At 64.4% G+C, this 21,886-nt stretch carries 20 protein-coding genes; 10 read left to right on the top strand and 10 right to left on the bottom strand.

The genetic code is table 11. The annotated features are described in order from the left end of the window. Positions 1-3: 3 nt before the first annotated feature. From B9A23_RS12330 to B9A23_RS12315, 4 genes are read left to right on the top strand one after another with little or no spacing between them, the layout of a single operon-like run. Positions 4-555, top strand: coding sequence for a DUF924 family protein (locus B9A23_RS12330; RefSeq protein ID WP_084279366.1), 552 nt, complete (start codon positions 4-6; stop codon positions 553-555). A gap of 36 nt (positions 556-591) precedes the next feature. After that, on the top strand, positions 592-1,107 hold the full coding sequence (locus B9A23_RS12325; RefSeq protein ID WP_084279365.1) for a GNAT family N-acetyltransferase: 516 nt from the start codon (positions 592-594) through the stop codon (positions 1,105-1,107). 40 nt (positions 1,108-1,147) lie between these two features. Continuing rightward, positions 1,148-2,284 (top strand): flavodoxin-dependent (E)-4-hydroxy-3-methylbut-2-enyl-diphosphate synthase, encoded by a 1,137-nt coding sequence (gene ispG, locus B9A23_RS12320; protein WP_084279364.1) that lies wholly within the window; start codon positions 1,148-1,150, stop codon positions 2,282-2,284. Beyond that, the gene (locus tag B9A23_RS12315) at positions 2,284-3,291 is read left to right on the top strand and encodes an amidohydrolase family protein (RefSeq protein ID WP_084279363.1); all 1,008 of its coding nucleotides are present in this window, start codon (positions 2,284-2,286) and stop codon (positions 3,289-3,291) included. The genes ispG and B9A23_RS12315 overlap by 1 nt, the downstream gene beginning before the upstream one ends. Here B9A23_RS12315 and B9A23_RS12310 read toward each other — a convergent pair whose 3' ends face one another. Further along, on the bottom strand, positions 3,292-3,819 hold the full coding sequence (locus B9A23_RS12310; RefSeq protein ID WP_084279362.1) for a hypothetical protein: 528 nt from the start codon (positions 3,817-3,819) through the stop codon (positions 3,292-3,294). Between the two features lie 57 nt (positions 3,820-3,876). On the opposite strand from B9A23_RS12310, the gene B9A23_RS12305 reads away from it, so the two are divergent. Both B9A23_RS12305 and B9A23_RS12300 read left to right on the top strand, forming a co-directional pair. After that, positions 3,877-4,392: a GNAT family N-acetyltransferase gene (locus tag B9A23_RS12305; protein WP_084279361.1), complete on the top strand. Its 516-nt coding sequence runs from the start codon at positions 3,877-3,879 to the stop codon at positions 4,390-4,392. 51 nt (positions 4,393-4,443) lie between these two features. Continuing rightward, positions 4,444-5,067, top strand: coding sequence for a murein L,D-transpeptidase catalytic domain-containing protein (locus tag B9A23_RS12300; protein WP_084279360.1), 624 nt, complete (start codon positions 4,444-4,446; stop codon positions 5,065-5,067). Here B9A23_RS12300 and B9A23_RS12295 read toward each other — a convergent pair. Beyond that, on the bottom strand, positions 5,040-5,234 hold the full coding sequence (locus tag B9A23_RS12295) for a hypothetical protein (protein WP_084279359.1): 195 nt from the start codon (positions 5,232-5,234) through the stop codon (positions 5,040-5,042). The two genes, B9A23_RS12300 and B9A23_RS12295, sit on opposite strands and share 28 nt — an antisense overlap. 16 nt (positions 5,235-5,250) lie before the next feature. Further along, positions 5,251-6,591 carry a L,D-transpeptidase family protein gene (locus B9A23_RS12290; RefSeq protein WP_084279563.1) on the bottom strand — a complete coding sequence of 447 codons (1,341 nt, stop codon included), beginning with the start codon at positions 6,589-6,591 and terminating at the stop codon, positions 5,251-5,253. 235 nt (positions 6,592-6,826) lie between these two features. On the opposite strand from B9A23_RS12290, the gene B9A23_RS12285 reads away from it, so the two are divergent. Beyond that, complete coding sequence (locus B9A23_RS12285) at positions 6,827-7,723, top strand: DMT family transporter (RefSeq protein ID WP_084279358.1); 897 nt, start codon at positions 6,827-6,829, stop codon at positions 7,721-7,723. Between the two features lie 231 nt (positions 7,724-7,954). After that, positions 7,955-10,627 carry an aconitate hydratase AcnA gene (gene acnA / locus B9A23_RS12280; protein WP_084279357.1) on the top strand — a complete coding sequence of 891 codons (2,673 nt, stop codon included), beginning with the start codon at positions 7,955-7,957 and terminating at the stop codon, positions 10,625-10,627. Between the two features lie 77 nt (positions 10,628-10,704). On the opposite strand, the gene B9A23_RS12275 is transcribed toward acnA, so the two are convergent. The 7 genes from B9A23_RS12275 to B9A23_RS12245 all read right to left on the bottom strand — a co-directional run bounded on the left by B9A23_RS12275 (position 10,705) and on the right by B9A23_RS12245 (position 19,595). Then, complete coding sequence (locus B9A23_RS12275; protein ID WP_084279356.1) at positions 10,705-11,472, bottom strand: HesA/MoeB/ThiF family protein; 768 nt, start codon at positions 11,470-11,472, stop codon at positions 10,705-10,707. A gap of 63 nt (positions 11,473-11,535) precedes the next feature. Continuing rightward, positions 11,536-12,918 (bottom strand): chromosomal replication initiator protein DnaA, encoded by a 1,383-nt coding sequence (gene dnaA / locus B9A23_RS12270; RefSeq protein ID WP_139797464.1) that lies wholly within the window; start codon positions 12,916-12,918, stop codon positions 11,536-11,538. Between the two features lie 563 nt (positions 12,919-13,481). Then, complete coding sequence (gene rpsT, locus B9A23_RS12265) at positions 13,482-13,742, bottom strand: 30S ribosomal protein S20 (RefSeq protein ID WP_084279354.1); 261 nt, start codon at positions 13,740-13,742, stop codon at positions 13,482-13,484. Between the two features lie 112 nt (positions 13,743-13,854). Then, positions 13,855-15,249, bottom strand: a complete 1,395-nt coding sequence (locus B9A23_RS12260; protein ID WP_084279353.1) for a cytochrome P450 — start codon at positions 15,247-15,249, stop codon at positions 13,855-13,857. Positions 15,250-15,316: 67 nt separating this feature from the next. Continuing rightward, positions 15,317-16,330 (bottom strand): ferrochelatase, encoded by a 1,014-nt coding sequence (hemH, locus tag B9A23_RS12255; RefSeq protein ID WP_084279352.1) that lies wholly within the window; start codon positions 16,328-16,330, stop codon positions 15,317-15,319. A gap of 32 nt (positions 16,331-16,362) precedes the next feature. Then, the gene (locus B9A23_RS12250; RefSeq protein ID WP_084279351.1) at positions 16,363-18,657 is read right to left on the bottom strand and encodes a xanthine dehydrogenase family protein molybdopterin-binding subunit; all 2,295 of its coding nucleotides are present in this window, start codon (positions 18,655-18,657) and stop codon (positions 16,363-16,365) included. A 5-nt stretch (positions 18,658-18,662) separates the two neighbouring features. Continuing rightward, complete coding sequence (locus B9A23_RS12245; protein WP_303245900.1) at positions 18,663-19,595, bottom strand: Mrp/NBP35 family ATP-binding protein; 933 nt, start codon at positions 19,593-19,595, stop codon at positions 18,663-18,665. Positions 19,596-19,793: 198 nt separating this feature from the next. Between B9A23_RS12245 and hflK the strand changes: the two genes are divergently transcribed. Then, the gene (gene hflK, locus B9A23_RS12240) at positions 19,794-20,900 is read left to right on the top strand and encodes an FtsH protease activity modulator HflK (protein ID WP_084279562.1); all 1,107 of its coding nucleotides are present in this window, start codon (positions 19,794-19,796) and stop codon (positions 20,898-20,900) included. A gap of 5 nt (positions 20,901-20,905) precedes the next feature. Continuing rightward, positions 20,906-21,748: a protease modulator HflC gene (hflC, locus tag B9A23_RS12235; RefSeq protein ID WP_084279561.1), complete on the top strand. Its 843-nt coding sequence runs from the start codon at positions 20,906-20,908 to the stop codon at positions 21,746-21,748. The last annotated feature ends 138 nt before the right edge of the window (positions 21,749-21,886 follow it).

Genomic DNA, 21,886 nt, shown 5'->3' with positions numbered 1-21,886 from the left:
GGCATGAGCGCCGCACCACAGGGCTGGGTGCGGGCGCTCCTGCATTTCTGGTTTACAGAGCTTGCTCCCGAGCAGCGCTTTGCCCGGGATGATACTGTCGACCGACAGATCCGTACGCGTTTTGCCAAGCATTGGCACGCGATGCGCGGGCAGCAACCAAGCCGCTTCCTGAAGGACCGGGGAACGGCCTTGGCTGCAGTACTCCTGTTTGATCAGGTTCCCCGCAACATCTTCCGCGAAGATGCCCGCGCCTTTGCCACGGACAAGCTGGCACGCGCCATCACCCATGCCGCCATCGCCGGAGGCTGGCTTGGCGGCCTGTCGCAAGCCGAGCAGCAATTTCTTCTGATGCCGCTGATGCATTCCGAACAAATCGCCGATCAGCGCCAAAGCCTCGCAAGGTTTACCCGGCTCGGCAGCAGCTACATCCGCAGCTTCGCAGTCGATCATTACCGGATGGTCGCCCGCTTCGGCCGCTTTCCGCATCGCAACGACGTGCTTGGAAGACGGTCTTCACCCGCCGAGAAGGCCGCCATTGCCGCGGGCAACCACTAGTAGAATCGTCACGCTGGCTGGGCTATCAGCCAAGCCATGACGCTACGCCTTGCCACTGTTGCCGATGCTGCCGCCCTTGCCGATCTTGGTCGCCGCGCGTTCATCGCCAAGTTCGGTTCGCTCTACAGCCCCGAGAATCTCGCGCGCTTCCTCGACGAATCCCATTCCGAGCAGACTGTTCTGGCGCAGCTTGCGAACCCGGAAATGAAGATCGCCGTGATCGAGGAGGAGGACGGCGTGCTGGCCAGCTTCTGCAAGATAGCCCGCACGAGTTCGCTGCCGTCGCACACCGCGGCAAAGGCACCTATGGAACTGAAGCAGCTCTATACCGACCCCGACCTGATCGGGCGCGGTGCGGGCGCACGGCTGATGGACTGGGCCTTCGCTGAAGCGCGGTCCTGGGGTGCTGACGAGATGCAGCTTTCGGTCTATGCCCACAACCCGGATGCCCAGCGCTTCTATCGCCGCTACGGGCTCGACAAGGTGGCCGACATCGAATTTTGGGTGGGTGATCACTGCGATCCCGAATTCATGTTCGCCGGACCGCTTTAGACGCCTTTCGGTCAGCCTTTCGAAGCCCTATAGAGGGCTCATGTCCTCGATCCGTCCATGGCGCGATATCGCGCGTCGCAAGAGCCGCCAGATCATGGTTGGCAGTGTCCCCGTCGGTGGCGATGCGCCGATCACCGTCCAGACCATGACCAACACGCTGACGTCCGATCCAGTGGCGACGCTGAACCAGATCCGCCGCTGCGAGGATGCCGGGGCCGACATCATCCGCGTCTCCTGCCCGGACGTGGAAAGCACCACCGCGCTTCGCCAGATCACGCGGGCCGCGCGCGTGCCGATCGTTGCGGACATCCATTTCCACTACAAGCGCGCGCTCGAAGCTGCCGATGCAGGTGCTGCCTGCCTGCGCATCAATCCCGGCAACATCGGCAGCAACGACCGCGTGGCTGAAGTGGTCCGCGCCGCCAAGGCAAATGGCTGCGCGATCCGCATCGGCGTCAACGCCGGCAGCCTCGAGAAGGATCTGCTGGAAAAGTACGGCGAGCCTTGCCCCGAGGCGCTGGTCGAATCGGCGCTCGACCATATCAAATTGCTGCAGGACCACGACTTCCACGAATACAAGGTGGCGGTGAAGGCCTCCGACGTGTTCCTCGCGGTCGCCGCCTACATGGGTCTTGCCGAAGCAGTCGATTGCCCTCTGCACCTTGGCATTACCGAGGCGGGCGGGCTGATCGGCGGCACGGTGAAATCCTCGATCGGCATCGGCAACCTGCTGTGGGCCGGCATCGGCGACACACTGCGCGTCTCGCTTTCGGCAGAACCGGAAGAGGAAGTTCGCGTCGGCTTCGAGATTCTCAAGTCCCTCGGCCTGCGCACCCGCGGCGTCCGCGTGGTGTCCTGCCCGTCGTGCGCACGGCAGGGCTTTGACGTGATCCGCACGGTCGAAGCGCTCGAATCGCGCCTCAGCCATATCAAGACGCCGCTCTCGCTCTCTGTCCTCGGCTGCGTCGTCAACGGCCCCGGCGAGGCGCGCGAAACCGACATTGGCCTGACTGGCGGCGGCAACGGCAAGCACATGGTCTACCTCTCGGGCGTGACCGACCATACAGTCCATTCGGATGAGATGCTGGATCACATCGTCTCGCTGGTCGAAAAGAAGGCTGCCGAGATCGAAGCGGCCACGACCGACGCCGGCAACGTGACCGAGGCGGCAGAGTAATGCGGGGCGGCCTCATCGTCGCCCTCGCCCTCCTTTCCGGCTCTTACGCCGCTGCGGCCCTTGCCCGGCCACCGATCCTCGACATGCACCTGCATGCCCTTTCTGCTGACCAGCAGGGGCCGCCGCCGCTTGCGCTGTGCTCGCCAATCACGATGCCTGTCTGGGAGACGCATCAAGCGCCGCCCGAAAACTTCGGCACGCTGTTCTCCGGCAAGGAATGCAAGGATCCGATCGTCTCGCCCATGAAGGACGATGAGGTCATGACCCGGTCGCTTGCACAGCTTGAGAAATACAACGTGATCGGTCTCGTCTCCGGACCGAAGAAACTGGTAGATCGCTGGCGCAACGCGGCTCCGCAGCGCCTTATGCCAAGCCTCATTCCGGATTGGCCCCTCGATACAAAGCTTGAAGAGGGCCTTGGCAGGCTCAAAGCTTCAGGCGATCTCGTGGCTATCGGCGAACTCATGATGCAATATGATGGCGTCGGGGCAGACGATCCTCGCCTCGAACGCTTGTGGGCCGTGGCCGAGAAGGAAGACATTCCCGTATCGATCCACATGGGCCCCGGGCCGCCGGGCGTGGGTTATCTTCCCGGTTCAGGTTACCGTGCAAGGCTGTCCAGCCCGCTGTTGCTCGAAGACGTCCTGCTGCGCCACCCGAAATTGCGGGTTAACGTGATGCACGCCGGCTTCCCGATGCTCGATGACACCATCGCCCTGCTCTACAGTCATCCGCAGGTCTATGTGGACCTCGGCGTGATCGACTGGACCCAGCCGCGCCCATCCTTCTACGCCTATCTCAAGGCGCTGATGGATGCGGGCTTTGGCAAGCGGATCATGTTCGGCTCGGACCAGATGGTCTGGCCCGAGGCAATCGGCAAGGCGATCGACACGATCGAGGCAGCCCCTTTCCTCACCGCAGAGCAAAAGCGCGACATCTTCTATAACAACGCGGCGCGTTTTCTCAGGCTCGATCAGGCTACGCAGGCGCACCACGCCGCAATGTGATCAGCGCGGGTTCGCCGGCTTGTAGATGTCGATGTAATCGGTCAGCCCGTCGCACCATTCGAATGTGCGCAGGCGCCAGTAGGGACGGCTCTGGGTCACGGCAAAGCGCCAATCCGTACGCGTGGCCTCACATTTGCGACCCGCATCGGGCGTATCGACGATGCGGATGGTGCCCGAAAAGATAAAGTAGTCCGCGCCGATCTCGGTGACTGTCCCGTCCAGCCAGAGCCGCCCCGGCCCGGTCGACGAATTCTGGCTCGCGGTAAGGCGGATAACCCCACCATCGTCGCGCGCATGGGCCGTGCCGCGCGTATTCCAGTCGATCCATTGCAGCGTGACGCCTGCATTGCGCATGAGTTGCGCGGCGGCAGTGCCATCAAGGATACGCGTCTGGTGCGCCGCGGGCACCGGAGCGGGCACCGGCGCTGTTGTCGGCATTGTCGGTGCAACCCGATCAGGCATGGCGCACCCGGCAAGGGACAGCGCTGCAGGAGCAAGGACAAGTGCAAGTCGGGCCACGGACACCATCCTTTCGCAATCCGGCAGGGCTGGCAAGGTTCCGGTCAACACGCTAGGTCGCACGGCATGACGATCTCGATCCGCCCCGCCACCGCTGCCGACCTCCCGCTCGTCGCCGAATTGATTCGGGACCTGGCAGAGTACGAGAAGCTCGCCGACGAAGTCCGTTTCGACGAGACCGTGATGGGCGAAAAGCTGTTTGGGCCGCGCCCCTATGCCGAAGTCGTGATCGGCGAGATCGATGGCAAGGCGCAGGGTTTCGCCCTGTTCTTTCACAATTTCTCGACTTTCGAAGGCAAGCCCGGGATCTATCTCGAGGACCTGTTCGTAAAGCCCGAAGCCCGCGGATCGGGACTTGGCAAGGCGCTGCTCTCGCACCTTGCCGCCCTGGCTGTCGAACGCGACTGCGCTCGGCTGGAATGGTCGGTGCTTGACTGGAATGAACCGGCCATCGGCTTCTACAAGTCCTTGGGCGCCAAGTTGATGGACGAATGGACGGTGATGCGCGTTGACGGGCCGGCCTTGATGGAGCTTGGCCTGCAATCTGGCGCAAAGGCTGGAAATCCGGTCGCAAATGCCTAGAATGCACGCCGTTCACGCGCGATACGGGGTGGGCGTGATACGGGATCGGACATGAAGAACGGAATCGACAGACGATCGGTATTGGCCGGTGTTGCGGCAGGATCTGCTGCGGCGCTGCTGCCATCACGCGTTTCCGCTGCCACCTATTATCCCAACGATCAGCATCGCAGGGTGCTCGAACTCGCGGCACAGCAACTGGAGAAGCATCGCGCTTCGCTCTGGCGCACCGACATTGTCGGGATCGTCGATTTCGCGCTGCCCTCGTCCCTGCCGCGCCTGCACTTCGCCAATCTCGAGCGCGGCGAGGTGCGGTCCTTCCTGGTCTCGCACGGGCGCGGATCAGACCCCGAGCATGACGGCTTCCTCAAGACCTTTTCCAACGAGGTAGGCAGCCTTGCCACCTCGCGCGGGGCCTATGTCACTTGGGAATGGTACAAGGGCAAATACGGCACCTCGATCCGTCTGGGCGGGCTGGAACCGGACAATTCCAACGTGCTCGATCGCGCAATCGTGATGCACCCGGCATGGTATGCCAATCCGGCCATGCTGGAGAAGTGGGGCAAGCTGGGCCGGTCGGATGGCTGCTTTGCCATGGGTGAGGCCGACTTCAACGAAGCGCTGTGGCACCTCTCGGGCGGACGCCTGCTCTACGCCGACAGGCTCGGCTTCGGCTGACCGGCCGGGCGGCGGCGCCCCTTGGTCCTGCTGGTAAGGTGCCAGCGCCAGCACCGGTCGCAATAGTAGGGATGCAGGACGAGGCCGCTGGCAGCAGCGACCTCGCATGCTTCTTCGGCCGAGGCATAGCGCACCTTGCGGCGGCAAATGCTGAGCCGGGTGCGCATTGTTTCTCGACAATCCTTACAGCGGATTGTCGAGCTTGATCACTTCCTCGGTGCTCTTGCGCTGCGTGGTGTGCAACTGGCGCGGCTTGGCAAAGCTCGCCAGCACCGGCGCATCGCGGCTGTAGATGTCCGGGAATGAGCGCAGCATGCCATTCACGTCGCGAGCGACGGTAAAGTAGGTGAGATAGACCGGGAAGGTCTTGGTCATCGGCACCTTGGTATAGGTCTTCGAATTGTGGGCCACCACGGCATCGTCGGGCGTCATGTTCGCTCCGAGGATCGCCATCGTCATGGCCAGTTCGGTCGCCCGCTCGACACGGACACAACCGTGGCTGAGCGCACGGGCCGGCAGGTTGAACAGGTTCCGGTTGGGCGTGTCGTGCAGGAAGATCGCATGCTCATTGGGCATGTCGAGCTTCATGCGACCCAGCGAATTGGTGTCACCCGGCTGCTGCACGACGTAGATCGTGCCATCGCCGGCCTTGGTCACCTTGTAGCCTTCGCGCTCGGCCTGCTTGGGATTGCCTACCAGTCGCGCACCCAGCCCTTCGCCGACCACGATCGACTGCGGCACCGTCCACGTGGGGTTGAAGATCACGCCCTCGACCGTTTCGGCAAGCTGCGGCGTTGCGGTCTTGCCGGGCTTGCCGACAATGACCTTGTAGGTGCTGATGATCTTGTTGCGCACGGTCAGGCGCAGCATCTGCTCGGGCACGTTGGTCAGCAGATATTGGGTGCCAAGATCGCGCGCCAGCCAGCGCCAGCGATCCATGTTGGCGCGAATCAGCGCAGCCTGCTTCTGGGTCTGTGCCTTTGGCAGCGCAGCCTTCAGTTCTGCATAATCGGGCACGGTCGGAAGAAGCGCCATGAGCGCGCCTTTCACGTCATGCTTGGCCAGGGCATCGCCAAGAATCAGCGAGGTCGGGTTGACGTCCTGATCGGGGTCGACCGCGAACCACTGGACGCGCGCCGTCATCGGCGTGCGTCCGTCGCGCAGGTCTTCGGCCAGCCAGGTGAACAGGCGCGTGGCCGTCTCGTCCAATTCGCTGCCCTCGCCCTTGGCGATTGCGGCGGCGAGCACGTCGGGCTCGTAATCCTTGGCAAACAGGCCATCAGCGCCGATGCCCTTGATGGTCGCGAGCAGTGCCTGCGCATCCGCAGGGGTCCAATGCGGCGCCTGCTCGGGCGCAAGCGGCGCGGCCGCGACAGCTGTCGCCGGACCTTGCGGCACCGCTACCGTCGGCGCGGGGACCGGAAGTGGCTTGGCCTGTTTCGTCAGATCGATCGGACCGGGTGATGCACCCGCGTTCTGGGCCAAGGCCGGCTGCGAAACCAGCGCGGTCGCCAGCAGGGCCATGCCGAGCTTGCCGGAAAGGCCCGTTCCATCGTTCACACGCTTCACTTTGCAAATACCCCGTTCGACGCTCGAATGAGCCAATTCGTAAACCCGGATGTCCTGCCCCAAGCCACCGACACTATCAAGCGCCGCGCCTGACTGCAGCCTGAATCGGCGATCCCGACCTGCCATCACACAACAACCGCACAGATTGAAAGGTTTCAACGCACAACTGCATTGCCTATGGCTTCAGGTCATGAACCACCATCGCCTGCCTTTGCTCCCGGTGCTTGCCACGATACTTGGCCTGGCGCTGTTCTCGATCATGGATGGCGTGATGAAGGCTGCCTCGCTCGTCCTTGGCGCCTATGCCGCCATGTGCTGGCGCGGGTTTGCCGCCTCGCTCATCATGTTGCCGGTCTGGTTGTGGCGCGGTCAGGGTTGGCCGCAGTGGTCGACGCTCAGGGTGCACCTGCTTCGCGGCTGCGTGGCCTCGGTCATGGCGACGCTGTTCTTCTATGGGCTTGTCCGCCTGCCCATGGCCGAAGGCATTGCGCTCTCGTTCATCGCCCCGCTGATCGCGCTCTATCTCGCGGCACTGCTGCTCGGCGAGAAAGTGCGCGCCTCTGCCATCGGCGGCTCGGTGCTGGCGCTCGCTGGCGTTGTCGTTATCGCAATGGGCCAGTTCAGCGCCTCGGGTGACGTCGAAGTGGTCAAGGGCTTGGCCGCCACTCTTGTTTCGGCGGTGCTCTATGCCTGGAACCTCGTCCTGCAGCGTCAGCAGGCGCTCCTGGCAAAGCCTGAAGAAGTGGCGTTCTTTCAGGCCTTGGTGCAGTTCGGATTCCTGGGCCTTGGCGCATGGTGGCTGGCGCCCTTCCCCACGGGCGAAGTGTGGTGGTTGCTGGTGATCTCGGCAGTCCTGTCGGCCGCCTCGCTCATGCTGCTCAGTTGGGCGTATGGCCGGGCCGAGGCGCAGGTGCTGGTGCCGCTTGAATATACAGCGTTCATCTGGGCTGCGATCGTTGGCTGGATCGCCTTTGCCGAACCGGTGACCCCGACGATGCTCGTCGGGGTCAGTCTGATCGTTGCCGGATGCCTCTATGCCACGCGCAAGGTGCCCCCCGTCTTGCCCGAAGCCAAGCCCTTGGGGTAGCAGCACGGCATATATTGCAATTGCAAATCAATAAGCGCGCCTACCCGACAAATCGTGCCGCATCTGCGAAAAATGCAGCCTCCCCGCCCTTGACGCGAGGGTGCTTTGCGCGCATCGCACCCTCGCTTTCAGGCCGTATCTAGCCGCGCCGCCACGGGCCTTTGGTCCAAGAGCGATTCCCCGCGTGGCACCGTACAGCAACGGCCGCGACAGGAGGGAAGACGCAAAGCCATGACCCAGGTCGGACAAGATACGCTCGGCACCCGCAGCACGATGAACGTGGGCGGCAAGGACTACGCCTATTACTCGCTCAAGAAGGCTTCCGAGAAGTTCGGCGACGTTTCGCGCCTGCCCTTCTCGATGAAGGTCCTTCTCGAAAATCTCCTGCGCTTCGAGGACGGCGGCTTCACCGTCTCCGCCGATGACGTGAAGGCGATCGTCGACTGGCAGAAGAGCCCCACCGAATCCAACAGCGAGATCCAGTACCGCCCGGCGCGCGTGCTGCTGCAAGATTTCACCGGCGTGCCCTGCGTGGTCGACCTTGCCGCGATGCGCGATGCCATCGCCACCCTCGGCGGTGACACCAGCAAGATCAATCCGCTGGTCCCCGTGAACCTCGTCATCGACCACTCGGTCATGGTTGACGAGTTCGGCCACCCCAAGGCGGCCGAACAGAACGTGGAAATCGAATACCAGCGCAACATGGAGCGCTACGACTTCCTCAAGTGGGGATCGAAGAGCCTCAACAACTTCTACGCCGTGCCCCCGGGCACCGGCATCTGCCACCAGGTCAACCTCGAGAACATCGCCCAGGCCGTGTGGACCTCGACCGACCAGAACGGCGTCACGGTCGCCTACCCTGACACCTGCGTCGGCACCGACAGCCACACCACCATGGTCAATGGCCTCGGCGTGCTGGGCTGGGGCGTTGGCGGCATCGAGGCTGAAGCCGCGATGCTCGGCCAGCCGGTTTCGATGCTCATCCCCGAAGTCGTCGGTTTCAAGTTCACCGGCGAACTCAAGGAAGGCGTGACCGCCACCGACCTCGTGCTGACCTGCACCAACATGCTGCGCAAGCATGGCGTGGTCGGCCGCTTCGTCGAATACTACGGCCCCGGCCTTGCCGCGCTCAGCCTCGCTGACCGCGCGACGCTCGCCAACATGGCTCCGGAATACGGCGCAACCTGCGGCTTCTTCGGCATCGACGACAAGACGCTCGACTACATGCGCCTGACCGGCCGCGAGGAAGCGCAGATCGCGCTCGTCGAGGCCTACGCCAAGGAGCAGGGCTTCTGGATCGACCCGGCGGTCGAGCCGATCTTCTCCTCGACGCTGGAGCTCGACCTCGGCACTGTCGTGCCCTCGCTCGCCGGCCCCAAGCGCCCGCAGGACCGCGTCTCGCTCCCCGAAGTCGACGACGTGTTCAACGCCGACATGGCCAACACCTACAAGAAGACCCCGGCCCGCGTGCCCGTCGAAGGCAAGGACTTCGACATCGGCGACGGTGACGTGACCATCGCCGCGATCACCTCGTGCACAAACACCTCGAACCCGGGCGTGCTGGTTGCTGCAGGCCTTGTCGCCAAGAAGGCCAACGAACTCGGTCTCAAGCCCAAGCCTTGGGTCAAGACCTCGCTGGCTCCCGGTTCGCAGGTCGTTACCGACTACCTCAACAAGGCCGGGCTGCAGGAGCACCTCGATGCGGTTGGCTTCAACCTCGTCGGCTATGGCTGCACCACCTGCATCGGCAACTCGGGTCCGCTCGCCGAACCGATCAGCAAGGCGATCAACGACAACGGCCTTGTTGCCGCGGCCGTGATCTCGGGCAACCGCAACTTCGAAGGCCGCGTCAGCCCCGATGTGCGCGCGAACTTCCTCGCCTCGCCGCCGCTGGTCGTCGCCTATGCGCTCAAGGGCACCGTGGTCGAAGATTTCACCACCACCCCGATCGGCAAGGGCAACAACGGCCAAGACGTCTACCTCAAGGACATCTGGCCCACGAACAGCGAAGTCGCCACCACCATGGCCGGCTGCATGGATCGCGCCATGTTCCAGGCTCGCTATGCTGACGTCTACAAGGGCGATGCGCACTGGCAGGCGATCAACGTAACCGGTTCGGAAACCTACTCGTGGCGCGCCGGGTCGACCTATGTCGCCAACCCGCCGTACTTCGAAGGCATGTCGATGACGCCGGCTTCGGTCAGCGACATCATCGAAGCCAAGCCGCTGCTTATCCTGGGCGATTCGATCACCACCGACCACATCAGCCCCGCCGGCTCGATCAAGGCTGACAGCCCCGCCGGCCAGTGGCTGATGGAGCACCAGGTCTCGAAGGCGGATTTCAACTCCTACGGCGCGCGCCGTGGTCACCACGAAGTCATGATGCGCGGCACCTTCGCCAACATCCGCATCAAGAACGAGATGGTACCCGGCGTCGAAGGCGGCTTCTCGCGCTTCGGCGACGAGGTCGGCTCGGTCTACGACGTTGCCATGAAGCACAAGGCCGCCGGCACGCCGACGGTCGTGATCGCGGGCAAGGAATACGGCACCGGTTCCTCGCGTGACTGGGCAGCCAAGGGCACCAACCTGCTCGGCGTCCGCGCCGTGATCGTCGAAAGCTTCGAGCGCATCCACCGCTCGAACCTCGTCGGCATGGGCGTGCTGCCGCTGCAGTTCAAGGAAGGCCAGAACCGCCATTCGCTGGCGCTCTCGGGCGACGACACCTTCACGATCAAGGGCGTTGCGAACCTTCAGCCACGCCAGGACGTGGAAGTGGAAGTCACGCGCAAGGACGGCACCAAGCTGACCTTCACCGCACTGTGCCGCATCGATACCGCCAACGAAGTCGAGTACTTCATGAACGGTGGCATCCTGCACTACGTGCTGCGCAAGCTCGCTTCGTAAGGAGCGGCTTCAGGCCAGACAGAAAGGGCGCGAGGACTTCGGTCCCCGCGCCCTTTTCTTTTGCCTCGGGCACGCTCTCAGAGAGTTGGGCCACACCCATTGCACTCGGGGTCACGCGCAATGCGCATCGCACGCAGAGAGGGCTTCAGGCCGTCCAGAACGTGCAACTGGCCCCACTGTGGATCCCCCAGCGTCGAAACGCCTTCCAGCAGCACCCGCATCGCTGCCATCGCCCCGAAAGCCCCGACCATGCCGACCATTGCGCCCAACACGCCAAGATCGGCGCAGGTATCGCAATCCTCGGCATCGAAGGCATCGCCCACGAAGCAGCGGTAACAGGCCTCGCCTTCGCGGTGCCCGGCAAAGTTTGCCACCTGCCCCTGAAACCGCCCCAGCGCTGCGCTGGTCAACGGCACGCCCGCTTTCACGCAGGCGTCAGATACGGCGAGCCGCGTCGCGAAATTGTCGCAACCATCGAGCACGACATCTGCATCGGCGATAAGATCAGCGGCGTTGTCGCGCGCTATGCGGGTAACATGGGCGATGACGGCCAAGGCAGGATCGAAAGCCCGCACCCACGCGGCTGCCGCCTCGGCCTTTGCCTTGCCGATGTCGGCTTCGGTATAGATGGTCTGCCGCTGCAGGTTGCTCGCCTCGACGACGTCGTCGTCGATCAGGGTCAGCCGGCTGACCCCGGCCCCGGCAAGATACTGTAGCGCGGGCGAGCCGATGCCGCCCATGCCGATCAGTACGACGTGCGATGCTGCAAGCCGCGCCTGCCCCATCGCCCCCACTTCGGGCAGGACAATATGGCGAGCGAAACGATCGAGGCGGTCTGGCGTCATGCGACGCAGTTAGGGAAGAAGAAGCAGAAATACGAGGGGCTAACCCCTCGCATCCCTTGCCTCTTAGTCTTCCAGCTGACGCAGCAAGGTGCGAACGTCGCCGTCCATGTCGGCATCGCGCGTGCGCAGTTCCTCGATCAGGCGCACAGCGTGAATCACCGTCGAGTGATCCCGACCGCCAAACTTGCGGCCGATCTCCGGGTAGGAGCGCGGAGTCAGCACCTTGGCGAGGTACATCGCCACCTGACGCGGGCGCACCACGGCGCGGGCGCGACGCTTGGATGCCATTTCGGTGCGGTCGACCCGGTAGAACTGGCATACCGTGCGCTGGATCTCGTCGATCGTGATGCGGCGGCGGTTGGCAGAGAGGATGTCGGTCAGCTGCTCTTCGGCCAGCTGCAGCGAGACCGGCTGGCCGGTCAGCTGCGCATAGGCGATCAGCTTGTTGAGGCCGCCCACCAGCTCGCGCACGTTGCGGTTGATCGTGCGGGCGAGGAACTCGATCACATCAGCCGGCACCTGCGTATTGCCGAAGCGGTTGAGGCGATGCTCGAGGATCTTGCGGCGCAGCTCGATGTCGGCGGGCTGGATGTCGGCGACGAGGCCCATCGACAGTCGCGACAGCAGGCGCTGCTCGACACCGTCCAGCGCCTGCGGCGCGCGGTCAGCAGCGACGACAAGACGCTTGCCTGCGCTCATCAGCGCATCGATCGTGTGAAGGAATTCCTCCTGCGTGCTGGCCTTGCCGATGATGAACTGGATATCGTCGACCAGCAGCATGTCGAAGCCGCGCAGGCGCGCCTTGAACTCGATCATCTCGTTCGAGCGCATGGCCTGGACGAACTCGATCATGAACCGCTCGGCCGAGCAGTAGAAGATGCGCGCGCCAGGCTTGTTGGCGGCAAAGGCATGACCGATGGCGTGGAGCAGGTGCGTCTTGCCCTGGCCGGTCGAGCCCTTGAGATAGAGCGGCGAGAACTGCGGCGTTTCGACAGCAGCCATGCGCTGCGCGGCGTTGACCGCCAGCACATTGGCCGAACCCGACACGAATTCGGCAAAAGTCAGTGAAGGATCGAGGCCCGACAGCGCGGTATCGATCATCGCCGGTGTGGCCGGCGCGCGCACCGGTACTGGCGCTTCGGCGCCAACGCGCAGTTCGGGCATCGAACGGCGGCGTGGGTGCACGGTGATGCGCACCTGGCGCACTTCCGAACGTGCGATCTTCCATGCCAGGCTAAGGCGATCGGCAAAGCGATCGGCCACCCAGTTGGCGGAGAATTCGGTCGGCAGGAACAGGTCGAGCGTTCCGGTTTCCTTGCAGAACGCGCCCAACTGGATCGGCTTGATCCACTGTGCGTGCAACTGCGGCCCCAGATCCTTCTTCAGACCCTGGCTGATGTCGGCCCAGTCTGCTGCCAGATCCAGCGCTTCCTGGTCCTCGATCATCGTGTTGTCGCGTCCCTTCCGGCTTGTTGTGTTGCGATCGAAGTTGATCGCTGCGCTGCCCGCGCTTCCCCCTGCGAAATCGTCAATCTTCACGCTTCGCTGCCCCGACTGTCTAGACCTGCGTACACCCCCGTACGCAGGCACGAATGATCCCTGCCCTGCCTCACCACGTGTGACAGGCCTTGGTCGAAAGATTTCAAGTGACACCGGTTTGCAGTGATTCCCGCTCCCGGTTCGCATTGTCTATTGGCGCAAGGGCCCTTCGCGCAAGCGGGGTAAGGGCAAAAAAACTGAAATAAATGCCCTTGACTCACCCTAACCCGCAGAGATGCATCAAGTATTTGTTTTTCAAGCACTTTTACTTATTCAGCAAGTAAATGCCATGCGAATCGCGTAGATTCCGTGACTTGTTGCGCCTGCACACTGTAACAATGCGGAGAGGGATTTTCCGTATGCGACACAAATGAAAATGGCCGGCGATATTCATCGCCGACCATGTTCTTTATTTGTGCCGTCGGAGCAATCCGATCCGCCGCTATCTGCGGCGAATCGCCTTCACCGAATCAGAGCGCGGCGACACGCTTCGACAGGCGCGACATCTTGCGCGCCACGGTGTTCTTGTGAAGCACGCCACGGGCAACGCCACGCGCCAGCTCGGGCTGGGCTTCCTTGAGCGCCGCAGCAGCAGCCGTCTTGTCGCCACCGGCCAGGGCATTCTCGACCTTCTTCACGAAAGTGCGGATGCGCGAAAGGCGGTTGCCGTTGATTTCGGCGCGACGTTCATTGCGACGGATACGCTTGCGGGCTTGCGGCGTGTTGGCCATGGTTTCCTGTTTCTCGTCCTCTTGCGGGCGCAAGAAGCGGCCGCGTGAATCTCATCAAATGGCGGGAAGTCCCGCCGGAAAGCGCGCCCCTTAACCGTGGGCGCCCGAATCGTCAACAGATTCGGCGCATCTCCACCTTCAACCCGTCGCGCGGCTTCGGAATGGGCCAGGCCTGCCACTGCGGCTCGGCGCCCGGGGCCATGCGCACCTCGAAGCGGGTGAGGATGTGACTGGCCAGCAGCTTGACCTGCATATAGGCGAAATGCAGCCCGAGGCACATGTGCGCGCCCCCGCCGAACGGCACCCAGGCATACTTGTGCCGCGCAGCCACCTTGTCCGCGGTGAATCGCAGCGGGTCGAAGAGTTCGGGCCGCTCCCAATGCGCCGGATCGGCATGGACCGCAGCCGGGCTGATGCCGACCGGGGTGCCGGCCGGAATGTCAAAACCACCGTAGCGGAAGTCGCGCAGCGCCCGGCGCGGCATGTTCGGCACCGGCGGCATGAAGCGCAGGGCTTCCTTGAACGCCATCTCGGTCAGGTCCATGCGGCCCAGGTCTTCATAGGCCAAGGGCAACCCATCACCGCCCGTCACCGCACGCGCCTCGGCCCGCAGCCTGTCCTGCCAGCCGGGATTCTTGGCGAGCTGCCAGAACAGCACTGTCGCCGAAGAGGTTATCGTGTCGTGCGCGGCCATCATCAGGAAGATCATGTGATCGACCACGACGTCCTCGGGCAAGAGCGAGCCATCATCACGCGTGGCAAGCGCGAACTGGCTGAACATGTCCTGCCCGGGATTGGCTCGCCGCTCGCGCACCAGCCGCCCGAAGTATTCGACCATCAGCCGCCGTCCGGCCACGCCCCTGCCCATCTTGGTGAAGGGCAGCGGCTTGCGCACAACGCCGACGGAGGCCTGCACCATATCGACGAAGGCCTTGTTCAGCCGGTCCGCCTCCGGCCCCAGCGGAAGGCCCAGGAAGCTCGAGGCCGCCGTGTCGAGCGTCAGCGCCTTGATCGCATCGTAGAAGCGCATCGAGCCGCCCCACCGCTCCACCGCCGAGGCGATGCCGGTGTTGAGCACGGAGCAATAAGCCCGCATCGGCTCGGGCTTGAACGCGATCGACAAGGCACGCCGGTCAAGCCGGTGCGCCTCGAAGTCCATCAGCATCAGGCCACGCGGAAACAGCAGGTTGAGCACCGGCCCCCAGCCCTGCTCGTTCGAGAACAGCTTGTCGCGGTCGAACAGCACCAGCTCGTTGGCATCCGCCCCGATCAGGTTGACCCCGCGCCGCCCGAAACTGCGCGTGCGAAACACCGGGCCGTAAGTATCGACCATGCGCTTCTGGAAACCCAGCGGATCGGCCAGCTGCATCAGCGTGGTACCGAGAACCGGCCAGCCGTCTTCACCCGGAATGTGATCAAGCTTGTGATCGCCGCCCAGCCGCACCCAGTGCGGATTGGCGCGCTCGGTATGCAGGTAAGCAGCAGCTTCGGGCGCGATGCTGGCCATGGTGTCTCCCGGTATTCTGGTTTAACCGAGCAATTAACACGCCTGTCAGCAGCGGCCAAGAGGCGATTTAGATCCAGCCGGCCAGTTCGCGCCGGGTAATCGTCTCCAGCAGGTCCATGCCCGCCTGCCCCGCATTCAGGCATTCCAGCGCGGCAAAGTGGGTGCCCCCTGCCGCCTCGAAATCCTCCTTGCCGCGGATTGCCAGTTCCTCAAGCGTCTCGAGGCAATCGGCCGAAAAGCCCGGCGCCGCGATCACCACGCGCTTCGTGCCCTTCTCCGCCTCGACGGTCAGCACCGTGTCGGTCGCAGGTTCGAGCCACTTGGCCCGGCCGAAGCGCGACTGGAACGTCGTCACCAGCCGCAGGCCGGGGTGGCTCTGCGCAAAGCGCTCGCCCAGCAGGCGCGAGGTCTTCTGGCAGTGGCAATGATAGGGATCGCCCAGATACAGCGTGCGCTCCGGCATGCCGTGATAGCTCAGCAGCAGCAGTTCCGGCTCGAACGCGAGGCTTGCCATCTGCCGCGTCATGTCGGCGTGGAGCGCGCCGATATAGGCCGCATCGTCATGATAGGGCGGCAGCGTACGCAGTGCCGGCAGGCGGCGGCGTGCCTTGATCCAGTCGGCCACGGCATCGAGCGCTGAAGCCGTCGTTGCACCGGAATAGTGCGGGTAGAGCGGCGCCACCAGAATGCGCTCGCACCCCGCTGCCACCAGCGCGTCCAGCTCCTTGGCCATTGCCGGCGACTGGTAGCGCATCGCGTACCGCACGATTGCGGCATCGCCCAGCCGCTCCTGCAACGCCCGCGCCTGTGCCTTGGTGATCGCGGCCAGCGGCGAGCCGTCCTCGCTCCACACCTGCGAATAGGCATGGGCCGATTTCTTGGGCCGGGTGTTGAGGATATATCCCCGAAGGATCAGCTGCCAGAGCAACTTTGGAATCTCGACCACGCGCGGGTCGGACAGGAACTCCTTGAGGTAGCGCTTGACCGATTCGACATCGGGGGCATCAGGCGTGCCGAGGTTGACGACAAGCACGCCGACCTTGCCGGTAAGCACATTCGGATGATCGGCAGGACGTTCCATTGCAATCCTTGGGATAGGTTCGGACCTTGGCCTCAAAGGCCGTCGGAAATCAGGGGCAGGCGGCGAAAGCGCACGCCCGTGGCGGAGAACAGGGCATTGGCGATGGCCGGAGCCACCGCGACCATGCCAAGCTCGCCGGGGTCGAACGGGTCTTCGTTGCTGTCGGCAAAGGCAATATCAACCTTGGGGCAATCGGCAAGCAGGGGTAGCCCCAATTGCGCAAGTCTGCCCGCCAGTGGCCGGCCCTTGGCATAGCCGCTCGCCCCGCCCACAGCATGGGCCAGGCCGAACATCAGCCCCCCTTCGATCTGCTGGCGGGCCAGGTCCATGTTCACGATGCGGCCGATGTCGACGTAGGCGCTCAACCGATCGACGCGCACCACGCCCGCCTCGCTGCGTGCCGTGGCCACAACCGCGACGAGGCCCTTGCGACTTTTGCCGCTACCGGTTGCCAGTTCCATCTGATGGCAGGCAATGCCCTGCCCCGATGCCTCGATGCCGCCGCCCCACTGCGCCAGCCGTCCGGCGCCTTGCAGGCAGGCCACCAGCCGCGGCTCTCCCTCCAGCATGCCGACGCGGAACGATAGCGGCTCCTTGCCCGCGGCATGGGCCAGCTCGTCGATAAAGCACTCTGTGAAGAAGGCGGTATAGCCGTGCGCCTGGCCCCTGAAGCGCGCCGTCGGCTGGCGCAGCGCCAGTGGCACCTGCTCCACCGCCTTTTCCGGGATGCGATAGAGCGGCATCGCGCCTTCGCAGGCCATCGGATCGACCTGATCCTGCAAGTCGAGCGCCGGCTTTACCCCCCAGCCATCCAGCAACCTTGCACCGGACTCGATCGCCGTCGCCGAAACCGCCAGCCGTGCGCGCCAGCCAAGCACGCGCATCTTGTCCGGGCTCAGCGCACCATCGAGCTGTGCCGAAACCGGCGTGCGCGCAATGCCTGCCAGCGATTCCTGCCAGCGCGACCAGGTCAGCTGTACCGGCTTGCCGATGGTTGTGCAGATGGTCACAACTTCGGCGGCAATACGCACGTCCAGCCGTGCATCGAAGCTGCCGCCTGCGTGCATGGGATAGACGATGACGTCATGGCGCGAGAGGCCCGCCGCCCGCGCCGCTGCCCGACGTGCGCGCTCGGGTGCCTGTGTCGCGATCCACAGCTCGAGCAGGCCGTCGCGCATCCGCGCCGTGGCGCTGGCGGTTTCGAGCGGGGCATGAAAGGCAGGCTCCACGTCATAGCGGGCGCTCAGCGAAGGCTTGGCGAGCAACTCGTCGGGATCGCCCTCGGCCATGATACGCTCAGGTTCGCCCTTGTTCAGCGCCTTGTCGAGCGCGAGCAGCACCTTCTCGGAATCGGCGATCGGGCCATCGGCCCTGAAGCGCGGTTCCATGGCCCGCACCGCCTTGTCCGCCGAATGCCAGTCGCTCGCCACTGCAGCCAGCCAGCGCCTTGCCTTTACCACCGTGATCAGACCGCGCACTCCGGCAGCGGCCTGCTTGTCGTAGCTGGAAAGAACGCTCGCCCCCTGTGGGCCATGGGCAATTGCCGCATGGACCATGCCGGGCAGGCGCACGTCGCCGGCAAACGTGAAGCTGCCATCGACCTTGGCCGGCAGGTCCAGCCGGGGATGGCGCGCGGGGGAGCTTTCGGGAAACTGGCCCGGCCGCTCGCGCTGCGGCTCGGCGCGCAGCACCGGCACGTCGGGGGGATCGAAGTCGACCGCAGCATCGAGCAACTCGGCAAAGGAAGCGCGCTTCTTGCCGTGCGTCACGAAGCTGTTTGCCGCTTCGCACTCCTCCCAGCCCACGCCCCACTTGTCCGCCGCGGCCTGCGCCATCATTGCCCGCAGCGCCGCGCCCGCTTCGCGCAAGGGCGCCTCAAATGCGGCCAGCGCCGTGCCATCGGCCGTGATCATCATCGGCCCGCGTTCGGCGTGGAGCCGCGCGAGCATGCCGTCAGCGTCATCGCCCAGCGAGGCACAGGCCGGCATCCACAGCGGCGCCCACTTCGCCGAAAGCACGGCATCGGCATAGGCAGGGCTGATCGGCGCGGCTTCCACCGCCACCTTGCGCCAGTCTGCTCCGGCCTCGTCAGCCACGATCTGCGCGACCAGCGTCGTGATTCCCTGCCCCATCTCGCACAGGGGCACGGCCACAGTCAGGATGCAGTCTTTCCCGGCCCGCCCCACTTTCAGGAAAGCGTCGACGATATGCTCGCCCTTGCCCGCCGTCAGCGGCACGGGATGGCGGCGCGGCAGCAGCGGGAACGCGATCAGCAGGGCGCCGCCTGCCCCTCCCCCCACCAGCAGCCCCCGCCGCGTCAGCCGCATCTGGGTCAGCGCTTCCCGTCGAGCCAGGCGAGCACGCCGCGCGCGATCGACAGGAACGCCTCGGCCTGCGGTCCGTCCCCCGCCGCCGGTGGGTTGCCGGCATCGCTCTCGCGCCGGATGGTCATGTCGAGCGGCACGCGGCCGAGGAAAGGCAGGCCCATCGTCTTGGCAGCAGCCTCCGCCCCGCCAACGCCGAACGGATCGCTTTCTTCCCCGCAATGCGGGCAGACATAGCCCGCCATGTTCTCGACCATGCCGATCAGCGGCACCTTGCCCTGCTCGAACAGGCCGATGGCGCGGGTCGCGTCCATCAGCGCGAGATCCTGCGGGGTCGATACGATCACCGCGCCGGCCGGCTTGTGCTTGGAAAGCATTGTCAGCTGCACATCGCCGGTGCCGGGCGGCAGATCTACCACGATGATTTCCGTCTCGCCCCAATGCGCATCGATCAACTGGCCCAGCGCATTGCCGGCCATCGGTCCGCGCCAGGCAATCGCCTGTCCCGGCTGCACCAGATGCCCCATCGACAGCATCGGAATGCCCCACGGGCTCTGCACCGGATGGATCTTGTTGTCATCGGCCTCGGGCTTGCGACCTTCGGTCAGGAGCAGGCGTGGCTGCGAGGGACCATAGATATCGGCATCGACCAGCCCGACCTTGCGCCCGAGCCGGTGCATCGCCACGGCCAGATTGGCCGAAAGCGTCGACTTGCCGACGCCGCCCTTGCCCGATCCGACGGCGATTATCACCCTCGACTTGCGCTCTGCCGTCATGCCCAGCCGCAGGTCATTGACGCCAGCCTTTCTTGCCGCGTCGCGCACCGCCATTTCCAGCTTGTCACGGTCGAGCCGCTCCAGCCCGCCCACCTCGAGCATCACGGTCGCCGTGTCTCCGGCAACTTTCACCGCCTGCAACCGGTCCCCGGCAACTGCCCCCAGCGCATCGCGCAATGCCTGTTCTTCTATTGCCACTTCGTTTCCCGCAAAGGTTGGCCGACATCCGGCACCGTTTCCCTGCCCCTAGCAGATGAATTTTCGGGAATGGACACTGTTTTTCGCCGCAAGCCTTCCTATAACGAAGACATGACAGACTTGGGCGGATTGATCGCGCGTTTTGGCCGGGAACGGGGCCTTTTCATGACAGGCAAGAAAAGCCCGTGGGGCTCTGGGGGTGGCAACGATGCTTCGCCCCCCTCTGGCGAGGCACCGCCATCGCCGCCTGCCGGCAGCGATGGCCCGCGCAACCCTTGGCTGCCTCCTCAGTCGGGCGATGCGTCCAAGGACGGCTCCAAAGACACCGGGCGCCGCGCGCCGAACATCGAGGACATCTTCCGCAATCGCAAGGGTGGCGGCAATGGGGGCGGCCCGCGTGGACCCAACATTCCCCGCCTGCCGCAGCGCCCCGATGGCAAGTCGTGGGCACCGCTCGGCATCGGACTGGTCGTCGCGCTGTGGCTTGGAACATCGATGGTCCACCTGATCGCCCCGCAGGAAAAGGGCGTGGTCACCACGTTCGGATCCTATTCGCGCACGATTGATTCGGGCACCGCGCTCACGCTTCCCTGGCCGATCCAGTCGGTCAAGGTCGAGGACGTGACCTCGATCCGCCGCGAATCCATTCCCGAGGGCGATGGCGAGAAGCTGATGCTGACCGCCGACCAGAACCTCGTCGACCTTACCTACCTGGTCCGTTGGAACATCAAGGACCTCAAGCTCTACATGTTCCAGCTTGCCGATCCAGACCAGACCGTACGCGAAGTCGCCGAAGCCGCGATGCGCCAGTCCATTGCCGAGGTGAACCTCAACGATGCGATGGGCGCCGGTCGCCAGCAGATCGAACTGAACGTGCGCGAACGCATGCAGAAGGTGCTCGATGCCTATCGCTCGGGCGTGATGATCCAGGGTGTCGACATCAAGAAGACCGATCCGCCGGCCAAGGTCGTCGATGCCTTCAAGGAAGTGCTCGCCGCCCAGCAGGACGCACAGAGCGCGATCAACCGCGCCCAAGCCCAGGCCCAGCAGCTGACTGCAGGAGCTCAGGGCGAAGCCGCCGCGTTCGACAAGGTCTACGAGCAGTACAAGCTCGCCCCCGAGGTGACCCGCCGCCGCATGTACTATGAAACCATGGAACGCGTGCTGAGCAAGACCGACAAGGTGATCCTCGAATCACCCAACACCCAGGCGTATCTGCCACTGCCCGAAATGAAGCGGACGCAACGCAGCACCGAGGAGACCCAGCCGTGAGCGCGCTGCAGAACCTGTGGGCCGTTCACAAGGCCTCGATCATCGCGATCGGCGTGGCGATCGTCGCGGCGGCAAGCTGCGTGAAAGTGGTCGACGAAACCACCCAGGCCGTCGTCATCCGGCTTGGCCAGCCCGAACGCGTCGTCAACCGCTTCAAGCCCAAGGCCGATTTCGGGCAGACCGGTGCCGGCCTCGTCTGGCGCATCCCCTTTGTCGAGCAGGTGATCGAGGTCGACAAGCGCATCCTCGATCTCGACATGGAGCGCCAGCAGGTGCTGTCGGCCGATCAGCGCCGTCTCGAGGTCGACGCCTTTGCCCGCTTCCGTATCATCGATCCGGTGCGCATGGTGCAGACCGCCGGGACGACCGAACGCGTTGCCGAGCAGCTCCAGCCGATCCTCAACTCCGCGCTGCGCCAGGAGCTGGGCAAGCGCACCTTTGGCTCGCTGCTGACCGCAGATCGTGGCCGGGCAATGGAGCAGATCCGCGAAGGGCTTGACCGTGAAGCGCGCGAATACGGCGCGCAGGTCATCGACGTGCGCATCAAGCGGGCCGACCTTCCCGAAGGCACCCCGCTCGAATCCGCTTTCACCCGCATGGCCACAGCGCGCCAGCAGGAAGCCGCCACGATCCGCGCGCAGGGCCAGAAGCAGGCGCAGATCATTCGCGCCACAGCCGAGGCCGATGCCGCGAGGACCTATGCCGAAGCCTTCAACAAGGACGCCGGCTTCTACGACTTCTACCGCGCCATGCGCAGCTACGATGCCGTGTTCGGTCAGCAGGAGTCGAGCACATCGATCGTGCTGTCGCCCGACAACGAGTATCTCAAGCAGTTCAAGGGCAAATAGGTCGCAATCAACACGCGTTTCCTGAATGATGCGGAACATCGTCATTCAAAGTCCGTTCATCGCAAGGCGCGTGAATCGACAACGCTAGACGTCAGCCGCGCCGCCCCCGGCGCATGATAGACAAAGAGGACCAGGCCA

It is taken from the genome of Novosphingobium sp. B1, from assembly GCF_900176395.1.
In the GTDB taxonomy this organism is placed as follows: Bacteria; Pseudomonadota; Alphaproteobacteria; order Sphingomonadales; family Sphingomonadaceae; genus Novosphingobium.
The sequence above is the reverse complement of the archived record's forward strand: the minus strand, read 5'-3'. Positions and strand labels throughout refer to the sequence as shown.

Coding starts and splice junctions, on each gene's coding strand:
- B9A23_RS12330 (WP_084279366.1), top strand. CDS start 4: ATGAGCGCCGCACCACAGGGCTGGGTGCGGGCGCTCCTGCATTTCTGG.
- B9A23_RS12325 (WP_084279365.1), top strand. CDS start 592: ATGACGCTACGCCTTGCCACTGTTGCCGATGCTGCCGCCCTTGCCGAT.
- ispG (WP_084279364.1), top strand. CDS start 1,148: ATGTCCTCGATCCGTCCATGGCGCGATATCGCGCGTCGCAAGAGCCGC.
- B9A23_RS12315 (WP_084279363.1), top strand. CDS start 2,284: ATGCGGGGCGGCCTCATCGTCGCCCTCGCCCTCCTTTCCGGCTCTTAC.
- B9A23_RS12310 (WP_084279362.1), bottom strand. CDS start 3,819: ATGGTGTCCGTGGCCCGACTTGCACTTGTCCTTGCTCCTGCAGCGCTG.
- B9A23_RS12305 (WP_084279361.1), top strand. CDS start 3,877: ATGACGATCTCGATCCGCCCCGCCACCGCTGCCGACCTCCCGCTCGTC.
- B9A23_RS12300 (WP_084279360.1), top strand. CDS start 4,444: ATGAAGAACGGAATCGACAGACGATCGGTATTGGCCGGTGTTGCGGCA.
- B9A23_RS12295 (WP_084279359.1), bottom strand. CDS start 5,234: ATGCGCACCCGGCTCAGCATTTGCCGCCGCAAGGTGCGCTATGCCTCG.
- B9A23_RS12290 (WP_084279563.1), bottom strand. CDS start 6,591: ATGGCCCTGCTGGCGACCGCGCTGGTTTCGCAGCCGGCCTTGGCCCAG.
- B9A23_RS12285 (WP_084279358.1), top strand. CDS start 6,827: ATGAACCACCATCGCCTGCCTTTGCTCCCGGTGCTTGCCACGATACTT.
- acnA (WP_084279357.1), top strand. CDS start 7,955: ATGACCCAGGTCGGACAAGATACGCTCGGCACCCGCAGCACGATGAAC.
- B9A23_RS12275 (WP_084279356.1), bottom strand. CDS start 11,472: ATGACGCCAGACCGCCTCGATCGTTTCGCTCGCCATATTGTCCTGCCC.
- dnaA (WP_139797464.1), bottom strand. CDS start 12,918: ATGATCGAGGACCAGGAAGCGCTGGATCTGGCAGCAGACTGGGCCGAC.
- rpsT (WP_084279354.1), bottom strand. CDS start 13,742: ATGGCCAACACGCCGCAAGCCCGCAAGCGTATCCGTCGCAATGAACGT.
- B9A23_RS12260 (WP_084279353.1), bottom strand. CDS start 15,249: ATGGCCAGCATCGCGCCCGAAGCTGCTGCTTACCTGCATACCGAGCGC.
- hemH (WP_084279352.1), bottom strand. CDS start 16,330: ATGGAACGTCCTGCCGATCATCCGAATGTGCTTACCGGCAAGGTCGGC.
- B9A23_RS12250 (WP_084279351.1), bottom strand. CDS start 18,657: ATGCGGCTGACGCGGCGGGGGCTGCTGGTGGGGGGAGGGGCAGGCGGC.
- hflK (WP_084279562.1), top strand. CDS start 19,794: ATGACAGGCAAGAAAAGCCCGTGGGGCTCTGGGGGTGGCAACGATGCT.